14 protein-coding genes are annotated in these 15,098 nt (G+C 66.2%); 9 read left to right on the forward strand and 5 right to left on the reverse strand.

Features of this window, described 5'->3' with window-relative positions:
* Window positions 1-25 precede the first annotated feature (25 nt).
* Complete coding sequence (locus tag LGN19_RS18130) at window positions 26-568, reverse strand: helix-turn-helix domain-containing protein (RefSeq protein ID WP_226216410.1); 543 nt, start codon at window positions 566-568, stop codon at window positions 26-28.
* 134 nt (window positions 569-702) lie between these two features.
* Here LGN19_RS18130 and LGN19_RS18135 point away from each other — a divergent pair, with 134 nt between their 5' ends.
* Genes LGN19_RS18135 through LGN19_RS18145 form a run of 3 tightly spaced genes read left to right on the forward strand, consistent with a single transcriptional unit; the run spans window position 703 to window position 3,136 of the window.
* Window positions 703-1,485: an aldolase gene (locus LGN19_RS18135; protein ID WP_226216412.1), complete on the forward strand. Its 783-nt coding sequence runs from the start codon at window positions 703-705 to the stop codon at window positions 1,483-1,485.
* Between the two features lie 50 nt (window positions 1,486-1,535).
* Window positions 1,536-2,432 carry a dihydrodipicolinate synthase family protein gene (locus LGN19_RS18140; protein WP_226216414.1) on the forward strand — a complete coding sequence of 299 codons (897 nt, stop codon included), beginning with the start codon at window positions 1,536-1,538 and terminating at the stop codon, window positions 2,430-2,432.
* Complete coding sequence (locus tag LGN19_RS18145) at window positions 2,429-3,136, forward strand: MOSC domain-containing protein (RefSeq protein WP_226216416.1); 708 nt, start codon at window positions 2,429-2,431, stop codon at window positions 3,134-3,136. The genes LGN19_RS18140 and LGN19_RS18145 overlap by 4 nt, the downstream gene beginning before the upstream one ends.
* A gap of 13 nt (window positions 3,137-3,149) precedes the next feature.
* Here LGN19_RS18145 and LGN19_RS18150 read toward each other — a convergent pair whose 3' ends face one another.
* Window positions 3,150-3,914, reverse strand: coding sequence for an SDR family oxidoreductase (locus tag LGN19_RS18150; RefSeq protein WP_226216418.1), 765 nt, complete (start codon window positions 3,912-3,914; stop codon window positions 3,150-3,152).
* Between the two features lie 380 nt (window positions 3,915-4,294).
* On the opposite strand from LGN19_RS18150, the gene LGN19_RS18155 reads away from it, so the two are divergent.
* The gene (locus tag LGN19_RS18155; RefSeq protein WP_089451609.1) at window positions 4,295-5,002 is read left to right on the forward strand and encodes a YceH family protein; all 708 of its coding nucleotides are present in this window, start codon (window positions 4,295-4,297) and stop codon (window positions 5,000-5,002) included.
* Between the two features lie 90 nt (window positions 5,003-5,092).
* Here the strand turns inward: LGN19_RS18155 and LGN19_RS18160 are convergent, their stop codons facing one another.
* Genes LGN19_RS18160 through LGN19_RS18170 form a run of 3 tightly spaced genes read right to left on the reverse strand, consistent with a single transcriptional unit; the run spans window position 5,093 to window position 7,363 of the window.
* Window positions 5,093-6,358: a hypothetical protein gene (locus LGN19_RS18160; RefSeq protein ID WP_226216420.1), complete on the reverse strand. Its 1,266-nt coding sequence runs from the start codon at window positions 6,356-6,358 to the stop codon at window positions 5,093-5,095.
* Entirely contained in the window at window positions 6,358-6,840 is a 483-nt protein-coding gene (locus LGN19_RS18165; RefSeq protein ID WP_226216422.1) for a hypothetical protein, read from the reverse strand. The genes LGN19_RS18160 and LGN19_RS18165 overlap by 1 nt, the downstream gene beginning before the upstream one ends.
* Window positions 6,809-7,363, reverse strand: coding sequence for a hypothetical protein (locus LGN19_RS18170; RefSeq protein WP_226216424.1), 555 nt, complete (start codon window positions 7,361-7,363; stop codon window positions 6,809-6,811). Before LGN19_RS18170 ends, LGN19_RS18165 begins: the two co-directional genes overlap by 32 nt.
* A gap of 403 nt (window positions 7,364-7,766) precedes the next feature.
* Here LGN19_RS18170 and LGN19_RS18175 point away from each other — a divergent pair, with 403 nt between their 5' ends.
* The 5 genes from LGN19_RS18175 to cblC all read left to right on the forward strand — a co-directional run bounded on the left by LGN19_RS18175 (window position 7,767) and on the right by cblC (window position 15,085).
* Window positions 7,767-9,074 carry a lipase family protein gene (locus tag LGN19_RS18175; RefSeq protein WP_226216426.1) on the forward strand — a complete coding sequence of 436 codons (1,308 nt, stop codon included), beginning with the start codon at window positions 7,767-7,769 and terminating at the stop codon, window positions 9,072-9,074.
* Window positions 9,075-9,268: 194 nt separating this feature from the next.
* A complete protein-coding gene (locus LGN19_RS18180) occupies window positions 9,269-10,399 on the forward strand; it encodes a 3-deoxy-7-phosphoheptulonate synthase (RefSeq protein WP_226216429.1) in 1,131 nt (376 codons plus the stop codon).
* Window positions 10,400-10,973: 574 nt separating this feature from the next.
* Entirely contained in the window at window positions 10,974-11,795 is an 822-nt protein-coding gene (cblB, locus tag LGN19_RS18185) for a cable pilus chaperone CblB (RefSeq protein ID WP_175222728.1), read from the forward strand.
* Window positions 11,796-11,798: 3 nt separating this feature from the next.
* Window positions 11,799-12,299, forward strand: a complete 501-nt coding sequence (gene cblA / locus LGN19_RS18190) for a cable pilus major pilin CblA (RefSeq protein ID WP_226216431.1) — start codon at window positions 11,799-11,801, stop codon at window positions 12,297-12,299.
* Between the two features lie 83 nt (window positions 12,300-12,382).
* Window positions 12,383-15,085 carry a cable pilus usher protein CblC gene (cblC, locus tag LGN19_RS18195; RefSeq protein WP_226216433.1) on the forward strand — a complete coding sequence of 901 codons (2,703 nt, stop codon included), beginning with the start codon at window positions 12,383-12,385 and terminating at the stop codon, window positions 15,083-15,085.
* The last annotated feature ends 13 nt before the right edge of the window (window positions 15,086-15,098 follow it).

The following is a 15,098-nucleotide window of genomic DNA, read 5'->3' on the forward strand; positions in this document are numbered from 1 at the left end:
ATCCTTGCGCGAAGAGGTGACGATGCTAGTCGTCGTGACTGACGACGACCAGGATCTCCGCCAGCGCGGTGCCGAGGCTGCGCGTGCGGTGCGGGATGAGTGCGTTGAAATAGACTGAATCGCCGGCCTTGAGTTGCACCGTTTCGTTCGGAAATTCGATTTCGACGCGCCCCTTGTGCACGAACAGGAATTCCTCGCCTTCGTGCTCGCGAAGCGTCGATGCGACGAATTCGTGCGGCGGATGCACGATGAACGGCAGCATCTTCTTCGGCGCGACGCCGGCCGCGATGCTCTCGAAGCGGTGCGCGTGGCTGTCGGCCGCCGCGCCCATCGCCGTGCGCTCGCCGGCACGCGTGACCGTGATCAGCTCGCGGTTGTGGCTTTCCGAGAACAATTGCTCGACATCGACATTCAGTGCCTTCGACAGCTTCAGCGCGACCGCGATCGACGGCACGCTCAGGCCGCGCTCGACTTTCGACAGGTAGCTCTTGGTGAGGCCCGTCTCGTCGGCCAGCACGTCGAGCGTCCAGCCCTTCTGTTTTCTGAGCAGCTTCAGGCGAATCGTCATGGGGCGCCAGGTGTCCTTCGAAAAACCGATTGTAACGCATGACACAAAGTGTCCTGTGGTGTATCGTGTGTCACGCGATGCCGGGGAAACGGCCGCGGACGGCGCGGCAGACCCGATCCATTCAGGAGGCGAACATGGCGGAAACGCTGAATTTGACGAAGGAGGCGCTGGTCGCGCTGGCGGAGCGGCGTCTGGACCACGCGGTGGGCGACAGCGGCTGGTCCGCGCGGCAGAAGCTCGCGCTCACGTGCCGGATCCTGTTCGACGCCGGTCACGATTCGGGCCTGGCCGGGCAGATCACCTGCCGCGCGGACGAAGTCGGCACGTACTACACGCAGCGGCTCGGGCTCGGCTTCGACGAGATCTCGGCCGCGAACCTGCTGCGCGTCAACGAGGATCTCGACGTCGTCGACGGCGAGGGCATCCCGAATCCGGCCAACCGGTTCCATACGTGGATCTACCGCGAGCGCCCGGACGTGAACTGCATCATCCATACGCATCCGGCGCACGTCGCGGCGCTGTCGATGCTCGAGCAGCCGCTCGTCGTGTCGCACATGGATACCTGCCCGCTGTACGACGATTGCGCGTTCCTGAAAGACTGGCCCGGCGTGCCGGTCGGCAACGAGGAAGGCGAGATCATCTCGAAGGCGCTCGGCAGCAAGCGCGCGATCCTGCTGTCGCACCATGGGCAACTCGTGGTCGGCAAGACGATCGAGGAAGCCTGCATCCTCGCGCTGCTGATCGAGCGCGCCGCGAAGCTGCAACTGCTCGCGATGTCGGCCGGCGAGATCAAGCCGGTGCCGCCGGCGCTGGCGCGCGAAGCACACGACTGGATTTCGAAGCCGAAGCGCGATGCGGTGACGTTCGACTACTACGCACGCCGGGCATTGCGCACGCATCAGGACTGCGTCGCGTGAATGTGCTCTTCGTTTTCGCCTAGTCCGACCATCACTGAGGAATACCTATCGTGTCCATCTTGCTGAAAGGCATCATTGCCTACCCGGTTACCCCGTTCACCACTGACGGTGAAGTCGACCTGAAAGCGCTCGATGCGCTGATCGACCGCCTGATTGCCGACAGCGTCCACGCGATCGCGCCGCTGGGCAGTACCGGCGAAAGCGCGTACCTGTCCGACGCCGAATGGGAGGCGGTTGCCGCCGCGTCGATTCGCGCGGTGCGCCGGCGCGTGCCGACCGTCGTCGGCATTTCCGATCTCACCACGGCGGGCGCGGTGCGCCGCGCGCGCTTCGCCGAACAGGCCGGCGCCGATGCGGTGATGGTGCTGCCGGTGTCGTACTGGAAACTCGCCAACGACGAGATCGTCGCGCACTATCGCGCGATCGGCGCTGCCATCGGCATCCCGATCATGCTGTACAACAACCCCGCGACGAGCGGCGTCGACATGTCGCCCGACCTGATCGCGACGATCTGCCGAACCGTCGACAACGTGACGATGGTGAAGGAGAGCACCGGCGACATCGGGCGGATGCACCGGCTTGCTCAACTGAGCGACGGCGCGATCCCGTTCTACAACGGCAGCAATCCGATGGCGCTCGCCGCGCTTGCAGCGGGCGCAGCCGGATGGTGCACGGCAGCGCCGAACCTGAATGCGGCGTTGCCGCTGGCGCTGTTCGACGCGATGCGCGCGGGCGACCTGGCGCGCGCCAGGACGGTCTTTCATGCGCAGTTGCCGCTGCTGCAGTTCATCGTCAACGGCGGGTTGCCGGTGACCGTGAAGGCCGGGTTGCGCCTGCGCGGCTTCGATGCGGGCGAACCGAGGAAGCCGCTGATGCCGCTCGGCGACGCGCGCACGCGCGAGCTCGAACGCCTGCTCGCGGCACTGCCGGATGGTGTGACGCCATGAGCGATGCGGCACGGCCGGCGATCTCGGCCGCCATCGGCGCGGTGCGGGTCGGGTCGAGCCGGCCGCTGGCCGGCACGCCGCACGCCAGCGCGATCGACAAGCAGGCGGTCGACTCCCGCCTGTGGCTGGGCACCCTCGGCTTCGCCGGCGACGAGCAGGCCGATGCGCGGCATCACGGCGGCCCCGACAAGGCGGTTCACCACTATGCGCACGATCACTATGCGTGGTGGTCCGCGCAGATCGGCACGCGCGACGTGCTCGCGCAACCGGGTGCGTTCGGCGAGAACCTGTCGACGCACGGCGTGACCGAGCACGACGTGTGTCTCGGCGACGTGTTCACGCTGGGCGGCGCCGTGCTTCAGGTGTCGCAGTCGCGGCAGCCGTGCTGGAAGCTCAATGCGCGTTTCGATCATCCGCGGATGGCCGCGCTCGTGCAGCAAAGCGGCCGAACGGGCTGGTACTACCGTGTGCTGCAGGAAGGCTGGGTGGCGCCGGGCGACGTGCTGGCGCTGCATCGGCGCGACTATCCGCAGTGGCCGCTGGCGGCCGTGCTCGACGTGCTGTACCGGCGCACGCTCGACATGGCCGCACTCGACGCGTTGTGCGACGTGCAGAACCTGCCGCCCGGCTGGCGCAAGATGCTCGACAAGCGTCGAGCGGAGCGACAGGTGGAGGACTGGACGAAGCGGCTCGAAGGGCGTTGACGGGCCGCGTGGCTCAGCGGCTCGGCAGTTCCCGTACGTCGGCGGTCGGCACCGAGCCGAACGCGTCGCTCAGCGCATAGCCGATCAACTGTCGCGCGGCCGCCTCGGGCGTCGCGAGCGCACCGCTCGACTTCAGCTGCTCGAATTTCTCGCGCATCGGGAAGTTGTCTTCGCTGGTCGAGCGGATCGTCACCTGCATGCCTGTATCGACGACGCCCGGCGCGACGCTGCAGATCCGCACGGCGCGGTTCGCGTCGAGCGCGACCGCACGTGCGTGGTGATCGAGTGCAGCCTTGGTCGCACAGTAGACGCTCCAGCCGGCGTACGCGTTGCGTGCCGCGCCGCTCGACACGTGCAGGATCCGGCATTCGGTCGTGGCCGATGCCGCCTGCGCGAGCGCGGCCGACAGCATCAGCGGTGCCGCGACGTTCACGCCGACCGCTCGCGCGACGATCGCCGGATCCTGCGCGGCGAGCGGGCCGATCGGATCGACGATGCCCGCGTTGTTGAACAGCAGCACGATCGACGCGCCGTCGACGAAGCGGCGCAGCGTATCGCCGGCCAGCCAGGCCGCGACGGCCGACGTGTCCGACAGGTCGAGTTCGATTTCGGCGAAACGGTCGCCGGCTTGCGACGCGAGCGACGGATGGCGGCTGCGTGACACGCCGAGTACGGCGACGCCTTCCAGCAGCAGTTGTTCGGCGAGCGACGCGCCGAGGCCGCGGGTGTGTCCGGTGACGATGGCGCGCACGTGCGGGGCGGAAGAGGATGCGGTCATGGCGGTGAGCGGTTCGAAGAGGTGAACGGATAGCGGCGTCGACGCGCGGTGCGCATGCGCGGCGGCATGGCGTGCGGGACGGGCGATGCGTGGTGCGGCGGGCGAAGGCGGTGGCGCGCCGCTGCGGACGCCTGGGTGACGCATATCGTAGCGCCGGGCTGCGCGTCGCGCAAACGCCGCCGGGAGTAAGGAGGTGGAATCCGCCGCGCGGCACCGGCCGGCCGATACGTTGGACGAAAGCCGGCTGCGGCAAGTGCGCGCGTCGGCACGCCGTGCGCCGCCCGGCCACGCGACGCGAGCTATCATATGGCTCGCCCGTGCGCGATGCCGGACGGGCCGCGACCGTTTCCCTTCACCTGCTGCACGCTGCGACGCCACTTATGAACACCACGCCGGATACGCCCACGCCACGCGCTCTTCGCGAACTCACGCCCCTCGAGGCCCGCATTCTCGGTGTGCTCGTCGAGAAACAGCACACAGTGCCGGACACCTATCCGCTGTCGCTGAATGCGCTGACCGCGGGCTGCAACCAGAAAACCGCGCGCTCGCCGGTGATGAACGTCAGCGAGGATGAAGTCACGACCGCGCTCGACGGGCTGAAGCACCTGAGCATCGTGATGGAAGGCAGCAGCAGCCGCGTGCCGCGTTTCGAGCACAACGTGAACCGCGTGCTCGGCATTCCGAGCCAGGCGATCGCGCTGCTGACGATCCTGCTGTTGCGCGGCCCGCAGACGGCCGCCGAACTCCGCCTGAACAGCGCGCGCCTGCACGGTTTCGCGGATATCTCGTCGGTCGAGGCGTTCCTCGACGAACTCGCGGCGCGCGCGCAGCCGCTCGTCATCCGGCTGCCGCGCGCGCCGGGCGCACGCGAGAATCGCTGGATGCACCTGATGTGCGGAGAAGTGAACGTGGCCGACTTCGCAAGCGCGGATGCCGGCGGTGCCGATTCCGTGCCGCCTTCCGAATTCGAAGCGCTGAAGGCCGAACAGAAGCGCCTCGCGGATGAGGTCGCGCGGCTGAATGCGCTGGTTCTGCGGATGGCCGGCGAGCTGGGAATCGACGTCGACGCGCCAGGCGACGCGTCCTGACGTAAATGGCGGCGGCGCATGTGCATCGCCCGGCCCCGTCGCCACGCGGCCGGGCTGGTGCGCGATGCCGATACCGCCCGCACCGCCGCGTTACTTCAGCTTGACGCCCGGGACGAGATAGCGCGAGCCGCCCGGTTTCAGGATCGGCGTGAGCGCTGCAAACGGCACATCGAGTTGCGGCCCGAGACAGGCGCCCGCCGCGTGACCGATTCCGGATACGACGAACGACAGCTTGCCGGGCGCATCGAGTTCGAACGCCAGATACTCGGGGAACACGTCGGCGCACGACAACGAAGTGCCTTCGCCGTCCGTCACTTGCAGAGCGTGTGTTGCCTTGTCACGCAACCGTGTAATGAAGCTCACCAGCGCGGGGCTCGTTCCCGGATCGCCGTCCTTGCCCGCCGTAGTCGCGTCGATCACGCGATTCCAGTCGAGGTACGTACCACGCAGCAGGTCGAACGTGACCGGATCGTAGTGATTGTTCGGATGGGCGCCACCACAGTACGTACTGCCCGATTCGACGATGCCGAGCGCCGCGGGTGACAGCCACGTGACCGTCACCTGTTCATCGTCGTAGTCACCGAGCGAACCGGCGGCCGGCCCGTCGTCGGTGTAGCGGGTCGACGCGCATCCGAGCGCGGCGAGACTCATCCGCCAATGCTGCTGCTCGAGCAGGCGGTTGACCCGTGCCATGACCACCGGATCGGGATGGCGGCTCAGCCGCGGATACATGAGCTTCGTGCGCGGGTCGCGCCACATCCGGTACGCGACGGTGCCGCTTCCGATCTCGGGGCCGGCCGGCTGCGCGTGCCCGGCGAGCTTCAGCGTTGCATAAGGCGCCTGTCGCATGTCGATGGACACGCCGCTTGCGATATCGCTGCCGACGCCGCCGGCGATGCGGTCGGTGATGGCTTCGACGGAGCCGCGCGCAACCGCGTCGGGATCGTATTCAGCGATGCGTCGCAGCGTGAAGCTGCGCGTCTTGCCGGTGCGCGCGTCGCTCCACTGGCCGCGATAGCCGTCCTTGTCCTGTGTGCCGCGCCAGGTTGCCGCGGGATGGTCGAAGTCGGCCTCGCCGCTGTCTCGCGTCATGTCGCGTACATCGTCCGGCAAAGCGCTTCGATCGAGCGGCTCGACGAGCTGCGCGGGCTTGCCGTGCAGCGGAATGTCGACGCCGTACTGCGTATAGAAATAGCGGCCCGAGATCGTGCCGTCGCTCGCTGGACGGCGGTCGAGTTCCATGACGACTTCACCGGCGCCTTGCAGCATGCCGCGATAGACGATGCGCGGCGCGGCGTCGGCTGCCCCCGCACGCAGCGCGATCAGCACCAGCACAATCCGGATCAGTGGGCGCATCACCAGCGGCACCCGGTCTGTTCCGATGCGTCGACATCCAGCGCGCGGCCGAACGCAGTCTTCTTGCCGGTGCGCGCTTGGGTGTAGGTCATCGAATAGATGATTGCGCCCTGGGACATCATTTCGTAACGCCCGTTGATCCTGCCGTCGACCATTTCGACCCAGGTCGTCGTGTACTGATGCGGACGGCTTTCGTCGAGCACGGCATCTTCCTCGTGCTCGATCACCAGCGGCAGCGCGGTTTTCGATTGCGCATACCGGACCATGCCGCCCGACCATTTGACCGCATCGTCATAGTAGGTACGCATTTCGAAGCGCACGGGCTTGTCGCCCTCCGACCGGAAGCAGAACACGTCGGTGGACACCTTGGCGAATGCCGGCAGCGACAGGCAGAGCAGCACGGCGGTGACGATTTTTTTCATGGCGGTGTGTGAGAAATGAAGCGGCACGTCAACCGATGCTGATCCGCGTGGCGCCCGCATCGACGAGCTGGAACAGCAGATCCTCGACGGCCGCTCCCGGCGCGGAGCCGAGATCCGCATTGACGCGCCACCCGTGTTCCGTGCGAACGGGTTCCGACAGATAGTGAACGATGGCATGCAGCCCGTCGTCGCCCGGCGTGTTCTCGTCGTCGACATCGAACCACGCGAAGAACCACGTCTTGAACGCGTCGACCGCCGCGCTTTCGTCGAGACCGTCGGCCTCGACCGTGGCCCAGTCCCACACGAACGGGCGGATCGACACGGCCGCCGTTTCGAGGGTGAACGCGAACGGCTCGAAATCCAGTTGCGTGGTCGAATCGACCATTGCCGGCTGGCCCGCCGATTCGCCTTCGGTTGCGATGATGTCGGACCGGCACGGCAACGCGAGCGGCCCTTCGGTGGCGAGCGTGCCGTCGGCCCGCCGGTAGGCCGGCTCGACGAATACGGCCGGTTGCGCAGCGGCTTTCGCGAGCCGGTCGGCATACGGTTGGCGGATGGCGCGGAGCAGTTCGGAGACGGTCATCGTGGCGTATCGGTTGGGCTGGGAACGATTGGTCACAGGCAGGCGGTGCGCCGCGCGGCCGGCATTGCACGACGCGGCCTTCGGTACCGGACAGCCGTGATCGTACGGCACTTCGGCAAAACGCGGACAGTCGGCCGAACGACCGGAGCGACCCGCATCGCGCGCCGACGGGTTTAGACGTTTACCTTCAAACAATGGAAAACGTCCATCGAGCGCGGGCGCGTTGTGCTTCAATGAATCCGGTTGGTACTCCTACTAAAATTACAAATTCAGAACAACCTGGATCATTCATTCACAGGAGACAGTCGATGGCTTGGAAACGGTTTTGAAGCGGCACGCACGATGGTCTGCAGCACCGCCCAACTTCCTTCGATGAAAGCAGGTTATCCCAGGGGCTCCACCCATGTCCTCCCGACGTTTCATGATGGCCGTGTCCGCCACGCTGGCCATCGCCGCACCGCTGGCCACCGCCGCCGCGCCGACCGTATCCGACCCGTTCTACACGTACACCGGCACCACGCCGCTGGCATCGATTCCACCGGGCACGGTGCTGAAGACGCGCAACGTCACCTATCACGTGGCCGGCATCCCCACCGCGCTGACCGCGCAGCAGTTGCTGTATCGCACCCAAAACGCGCTGAACCAGCCGGTCGTCAACGTGACGTCCGTGATCCGGAGCCAGGTCAGCAACGGCCAGGCCATCTCGTACCAGTCGGCCTATGATTCGCTGAACCCGTACGACGAGCCGTCGCAGGTCATCGCCGGCGACCGCGACGTGACCAAGGTCATCAACGTCGGCACATTGCTCTACAGCGCGGAATCGATTCCGCTGTCGACGCTGTTGCTGCTGGGCTACAACGTCATCGTGCCCGATACGGAAGGCCAGACGGCCGACTTCGCGGCCGGCCCCGAATACGGGATGACGACGCTCGATTCGATCCGCGCGGCGCTCAATACGCCGTCGACCGGCCTGAATCCGTCGAGCAAGGTCGCGATGATCGGCTATTCCGGCGGCGCGATCGCGACGAACTGGGCCGCGCAGCTCGCGCCGAGCTATGCGCCCGAGATCAACAGGCAGCTCGTCGGCGCGGCGGAAGGCGGCGTGCTGGTCGATCCCGCACACAACCTGCGCTATGTCGACGGCAGCATCGTGTGGGGCGGCGTGGCCGCGGCCGCGCTGGCCGGGCTGTCGCGCGGCTACGGCTTCGACCTGACGCCCTATCTCAGCGATACCGGCGTCGCCGTGTTCGAGGACATCCAGAGCCAGTCGCTCGCCTACATCCTGCCGAAGTACACGGGGCTGCACTGGGGCACGCTGTTCAAGCCGCAATACGCGAACGACATCAACAGCATTCCCGTGTACGTGACGTATGCGAACAAGGTGAATGCGGGGCTGGCCGCATCGCCGACGATCCCGATGTTCATCGGCCAGGGCACGGCGGGCGCGCTCGATGGCACGTTCAGCAGCCAGGTGGGCGACGGCGTGATGATGGCGTACGACGTGCGCGCGCTGGCGCAGAAGTTCTGCGCGAGCGGCACGCCGGTCACGTACACCGAGTATCCGCTCGAGCATGCGGGCGCGATCGTGCCGTGGGTGGCCGGCATGCTGCCGTGGCTCTACGACCGCTTCAACGGGAAAGCCGCACCGAGCAACTGCTGGCTGACGTCGCTGCTGCCGAGCAATTCGCTGGCGCCCGAGACGCTACATTAGCCGCAACGCCGCGCGTGATGCGGCGCGTGGCCGGGCGACCCCTCGCGGGTCGCCTTTTTTCTTTTCGCCTGTTGATCTCCGTCGCGCTGCCGTCATGCGGCCGCGCCCGTTCCCCCGCCGCAACCCGCCGCCGCCCCGCCCGGGTGCCATAATCGAGTCTGCCCATCATTCCAGACGTCCCCCGGAGAATCACCATGCAGAACCTCGACAATCCTTCCCACGATCGCGAGGTAGGCAGCGCCGACGCGACGCAGGACACCACCCGCATCGACGACGTCCGCATCGGCGCCGTGCGCCCGCTGATTTCGCCGGCGCTGCTGCTGGACGAACTGCCGGTGCCGGCCGCTACGCAGACGCTCGTCGAGGATACGCGCCGCGCGATCGGCGACATCCTGCACGGCCGCGACGACCGGCTGCTGCTCGTCGTCGGCCCGTGCTCGATCCACGATCACGACCAGGCACTGGAATACGCGCGCCGCCTGAAGGTGGCCGCCGATGCGTTGAAGGACGACCTGCTGATCACGATGCGCGTCTACTTCGAGAAGCCGCGCACGACGGTCGGCTGGAAGGGCTACATCAACGATCCGCGCCTCGACGGCAGCTTCCGCATCAACGAAGGGCTGCGCGCCGCGCGGCAACTGCTGCTCGACATCAATGCGCTCGGCCTGCCGGCGTCGACCGAATTCCTCGACCTGCTGAGCCCGCAGTACATCGCCGACCTGATCGCGTGGGGCGCGATCGGCGCGCGCACGACCGAGAGCCAGAGCCATCGCCAGCTCGCATCGGGCCTGAGCTGCCCGATCGGTTTCAAGAACGGCACCGACGGCGGCGTGCAGGTCGCGTCCGACGCGATCGTCGCCGCGGCCGCGAGCCATGCGTTCATGGGGATGACGAAGATGGGGATGGCCGCGATCTTCGAGACGCGCGGCAACGACGACGCGCACGTGATCCTGCGCGGCGGCAAGAACGGCCCGAACTACGACGCCGAACATGTCGAGGCGAGCTGCGCGGTGCTGCGCAAGGCCGGCTTGCGCGAGCAGGTGATGGTCGACTGCTCGCATGCGAACTCGAACAAGTCGCACGACCGCCAGATCGACGTCGCGCAGGATCTCGCGCGGCAGTTGGGGCAGGGCGAGCACCGGATCGTCGGCGTGATGGTCGAGAGCCATCTCGAAGCCGGGCGCCAGGACCTGAAGCCGGGCGTGGCGCTGAAGTACGGGGTGTCGATCACGGATGCGTGCCTGAGCTGGACGCAGACGGAGCCGGTGCTCGACGTGCTGGCGGAGGCGGTGCGCCATCGCAGGGTGTATTCGCGGAATGCGTGAGGTAACGGCGGCGGGTTAGCGCTCGCCGTCTTCATTTGCGGCACGTCAACGACGATTGGCGCCGAGCCAGTTGTTTCATCCCGTCGGATGCGTGCTCGCCCGCGTTTTCAACGTCGCATCGCGCGCCGGCATCCTGCCCGCGCGTCTTCCCGTCTCGATTGCCCGGTAGCCCCGGTCGGTGCTTTGTGAGCCGCTCCGTTCGGAAACGTCTCGCGAGCGTGTTTTCCTGTCGCCCGTCGCGTTCCGTTTCACTATGCGGATCGCGGGTATTGGGGCCTTTATAGTCGCATTAGTCCTACTGATTGGTGCAGAAGCATCAAATTTAGGACAAATCCTATATTCCGTGCCCGTCTGTTTAGTCAAAATCCTAATCAAGCAATGCGTTGCGATAGCCGGTGTGCCTGACACGGCGCCGGATAGGCAAAGCGCTGGAGATTCCGCAGTTGCCTGAATGATCGGGCTGCCGCTTGCAGCCCGCATCGACGAAGGGCTTCATGACAAGTCGCCTGGAATCTGACTCGAGCGAGGTTTGACTGCTCGCGAATGCGCGAAATGGATTCTATATCGATAAGTTATGCAAATTATTTTTGACAGGAAATACCGCCCGCACCGGATGTCGCTGGGCGCAATCGCGATGTCGCTTGCCTCGTCGATCGCCAGCGCGAACATGCTGGTCTATCCGATGGCGGCGTCGATCGGCACTGGCAAGGAGTCGGCTGCCGAGCTGCGCATCTATTCGAAATCCGATGCGACGCAATACGTGAAGGCGATCGCGAAGCGCGTGATCGATCCGGCGACGGATCACGAGCGCGAGGAGGCCGGCATGAACTCCGGCGACGACGCGATCGTGATCTCGCCGGCCAAGTTCGCGTTGCCGGCCGGTGGCACGCGGCTCGTGCGGGTGATCCCGCTCGGCGTGCCGCAGAAGGAGGCGCTGTATCGCGTCTATCTGCAGCCTGCGGCGGCGCCGTCAGACGACGAATCAGGCGCACCGGGTGATGTCTCCGGCAAGGTCAACTTCAGCCTCGTCTGGGCGCCGCTCATCCGTGTGCTGCCGAAGACGGTCGTGCCTGATTTCAACGTGTCGAACGGCGCACTGGTCAATACCGGCAACGTCCGGATCGGCTTGCTCGAAGCCGGCGCGTGCCAGTCCGAGCAGGACGAAGCATCGTGCGAGTGGAAAAAATTTGATCGCAGCGTCTACCCGGACCAGCAATTCACGCTGAAGGGGCTGCGTGCCGCACCTTATGTGCGAATCCGATATCGAGTAGGGGGAATGGCAGACGTACAGCAGAAGGTTGTGCGCGCGCATTCCGTCGACGCGATGAACGCGCCGAGCGCAAATAACGAGACCCAGGCGGGTCACACCATTGTTTCAACCAACCAGAAGGACTAACCCATGCTGAAATTCATTCCGATCGCTGCCGCCGCCCTGATGTCGATGTCGGCGCACGCCGTTCAGAAGGACATCACCGTCACCGCCAACGTCGACACGACGCTCGAAATGCTGTCGGCGGACGGCTCGGCACTGCCGACCACCATGCAGATGCAGTATCTGCCGGGCGCGGGCCTTCAGGCCGCGCAGGTGAACACGAAGATCTTCACCAACGACAAGGCGAAGGATCTGCAGATTCGCCTCGCGAGCACGCCGGCGCTGAAGAACCAGACGAATCCGGGCGCAGCGGAGATTCCGCTGGCGGTCAAGCTGGGCGCCACCGAGGTGACCACCACGGCGACGACGCTGAAGGTGGCTGAGCTGTTCCCGGGCGAACTGGCGCAAGGCTCGAACGTGCTGCCGCTGTCGATCGAACAGACGAAGGTCGAACCCGTCACGGCTTCCGGCAACTATCAGGGGCTCGTCAGCGTGATTCTTACGCAGAGCGCGGCGTCGGGCAGCTAAGTCCTCCGCCGTATCGACGGGCGCGCCTGACCGGCGCGCCCGGTATTTTTTTGCAGTCCTTCGCAATTCTTCCATATTCCCGCATGATTCCATTCGATCTCAAGAAGACCGTTGTCGCGTGCCTGAGCGCTTTGTGTGTGATGGACCTCGCGTCCCCCGCACACGCCGCCTCGGCCGTGCCGCCGGGATTCGAGGACATCGTGACGGGACACGAAGAGCGCATCAACGTCAATTTCCTCGGCAAGCCGCTCGGCCTGATCCGGGTATTCGTGACACCGGAAACCGTACGCTTCGAGGATCCCGAGCGCCTGGTCCAGATGCTCGGCTCGCAAATCGATCCGACGGCGAATGTATCGCTGATCGGCGATGCGCTGTCGAAGTCGATGGCGCGCAACGGCACCCTCGCGTGTGCCGGACAGGCCGGCGTGAACGGCTGCGGGTATGTCGACACGGACAGCGCGGCCGTGATCTACGACGAAAGCGACGGCAACATCGAGCTTTTCCTGTCGCGCGACTGGGTGAGCACCGAACAGCGCGATCAGCGCTTTCGCGAGCCGTCGTCGATGACGGAAAACGCGCTGATCCATCAGCAGACGATCAACCTGTCAGGCGGGCGCGGATACGAAAGCTTGTCCGTGTCCGGCACGGGCGCGCTCGGCATCACGCCGAAGAGTTTCATCGGCGGGAACTGGAACTTTACCCATACGAGCTATTCGAGCGCATCGGACAGCCACGTCCAGTTGCAGGATCTGTACTACCGCCACGATATCGGCGCGCAGCATTACGCGCAGGCCGGTCGAATGGACAACCGCAACCTCGCGAGCGCGCTCGGGGGCAACTTCGGGTTCACGATGCTGCCGGTCGGCACGCTCGACGGCGTGCGCGTCGGCACGACGCTGGCTTATGTGAACCCCGAAGTCGCGGAACAAGGCACGCCGGTCACGCTGCTGTTGCCGCGCGATTCGCGCATCGACGCGTACCGCGGGAACGAGCTGCTGGGCACGTTCTACATGAAGGCCGGCGTCAATGCGCTCGATACGTCGCGCTTTCCCGAAGGCACGTATCCGCTGACGTTGCGCGTTTTCGAGAACGGCATGCAAGTGCGCACGCAGACGACGCCGTTCACGAAGACCGGCGGTGGCATCAATTCACGCACGCGACAATGGTTCGCGCAGGCCGGCCGCGCGGCCGACCAGGGCGCGCCGGACGGTGTGGCCGCGGCGGCCGGCGTGCGGATTCCGCTGTTGCGCGAGATGGCGCTGACGAGCGGCGTCGCGACCGTTGGCCGGCATGTATACAGCGAGACGGCGCTCGAGTGGCGCCACGCGTTCCCGCTGGGTGTACTTTCCGCCGGCGGTTCGTTCTTCATCGGGAACGACGGTTCGCGCGGCAACACGCAGCAGATTTCATTTGCGGACGGCGTGTCGTGGAGCGTGTATCGCTACCAGATGCGCGGCGCGGCGTGCAGCGGCCCGGCGGTGTCCTATCGCGACGTCGGCTGCTACGACATGCTGAACGCGAGCGTGTCGTTTCCGCTCGGAAACTGGTCGGCGATGCTCGGCTACACGTACAACAAGAGCGTCGGGCGGTCGCTATACCAGTCGGTCGATACGTCGGACCGTCCGTGGGCACCACCCGTCGTCCGTCAGGGCGACCAGGTGTCGCGCGCGCTCCAGGTTGCGTTGTCGCGGTCCGTGACATGGCGCAAGGTCAGCGCGAACTTGCGCGTCGGCGCGTATGCGAACCAGAACACGGGCGCCGGCAGCGAGTACGGCGGCTACGTCGGCGTGACGCTGTCGATGGCCGAACCCGCGATGCAGGCGGGGCGCGCGTCTGCCTATACGTCGGCGGGCGTCGATGTGCGCACGGATCGCAACAGCACGACGACGAACTACACGCTCGACCGCAACTGGAACTGGCAGGGCGATACCTATCGGGAACTCGCGCTCGGCCTGTCGGGCTATGGCGCGGACAGCCTGACGGGCACCGTGCAGGGCCGCTGGAAGGGGCGCTACGGTGATGTCGCCGGTGCCGTCGCGAACAGCTACAGCCGCGACAGCGGCGGCAACCAGCCGTCGGTGACGGCGAGCTATGCGTCGTCGTTCGCGGTCGCCCGGCAGGGCGTGTTCCTGGGCGCGTCCGCGTCGCAGTCGGACCCGCTCGCGGGCTTCGCCGTCAGGGTCGGCAAGCGTGCCGATGCGAGCGGCATGGCGGCCGAGGTGAGCAGCGCGTCGAGCACGAAAATCAAGGTCGGGTTCGGGCAGCGCGCGTTGCTGCCGGTGTCCGCGTTCACGCCCGTGACGACCGAAGTGAGCGACGCGGGTGCGCGGGCGTCCGCAGGCGCGACGAGCGTGACCGAGGGGCTCGGCAAGCGCACGCTGTTCATGGTACCGGGGCAGCTTGCGCTGCGCGACGTCGATGCGAAGGTGACGTACACCTATGTCGGCCAGGCATTCTCGGCGCGCGGCATGCCGCTGTCGGACAGCGTGATTCTCAACGGCGCGATGTCGCCGATCGACAGCCAGGGTGGATTTATTGCCGAACTTGACCATAAGGAAAACGAATTGTTTGTCGTGGATGGCCCGACGCTGATGCGTTGCCCGCTGCACGTGAAGCGCCGGCAGGACGTGCTGATGATGGTCGGCAAGGTGCGCTGCGATGTGGCCGGCCCCGACGCGCTGCCGGATGCGCTGCGCAAGCAGGCCCGCGTACAGAAGCTGCTGCAGCACCGATACGTGATGTCGATGCGCGAGCGGACGGAGGGCGTGGCCGGTACGGCCCGGTAGCAGGCACGACGGT

Source organism: Burkholderia sp. AU30198 (assembly GCF_020419825.1).
GTDB lineage: Bacteria > Pseudomonadota > Gammaproteobacteria > Burkholderiales > Burkholderiaceae > Burkholderia.

Excerpts from the sequence above, each read along its gene's own strand:
- LGN19_RS18160 (WP_226216420.1), bottom strand. The coding sequence starts at position 6,358 with ATGCGCCCACTGATCCGGATTGTGCTGGTGCTGATCGCGCTGCGTGCG.
- LGN19_RS18135 (WP_226216412.1), top strand. The coding sequence starts at position 703 with ATGGCGGAAACGCTGAATTTGACGAAGGAGGCGCTGGTCGCGCTGGCG.
- cblC (WP_226216433.1), top strand. The coding sequence starts at position 12,383 with ATGATTCCATTCGATCTCAAGAAGACCGTTGTCGCGTGCCTGAGCGCT.
- LGN19_RS18155 (WP_089451609.1), top strand. The coding sequence starts at position 4,295 with ATGAACACCACGCCGGATACGCCCACGCCACGCGCTCTTCGCGAACTC.
- LGN19_RS18145 (WP_226216416.1), top strand. The coding sequence starts at position 2,429 with ATGAGCGATGCGGCACGGCCGGCGATCTCGGCCGCCATCGGCGCGGTG.
- cblB (WP_175222728.1), top strand. The coding sequence starts at position 10,974 with ATGCAAATTATTTTTGACAGGAAATACCGCCCGCACCGGATGTCGCTG.
- LGN19_RS18150 (WP_226216418.1), bottom strand. The coding sequence starts at position 3,914 with ATGACCGCATCCTCTTCCGCCCCGCACGTGCGCGCCATCGTCACCGGA.
- LGN19_RS18165 (WP_226216422.1), bottom strand. The coding sequence starts at position 6,840 with ATGCGGGCGCCACGCGGATCAGCATCGGTTGACGTGCCGCTTCATTTC.
- LGN19_RS18180 (WP_226216429.1), top strand. The coding sequence starts at position 9,269 with ATGCAGAACCTCGACAATCCTTCCCACGATCGCGAGGTAGGCAGCGCC.
- LGN19_RS18175 (WP_226216426.1), top strand. The coding sequence starts at position 7,767 with ATGTCCTCCCGACGTTTCATGATGGCCGTGTCCGCCACGCTGGCCATC.
- LGN19_RS18130 (WP_226216410.1), bottom strand. The coding sequence starts at position 568 with ATGACGATTCGCCTGAAGCTGCTCAGAAAACAGAAGGGCTGGACGCTC.
- LGN19_RS18170 (WP_226216424.1), bottom strand. The coding sequence starts at position 7,363 with ATGACCGTCTCCGAACTGCTCCGCGCCATCCGCCAACCGTATGCCGAC.
- cblA (WP_226216431.1), top strand. The coding sequence starts at position 11,799 with ATGCTGAAATTCATTCCGATCGCTGCCGCCGCCCTGATGTCGATGTCG.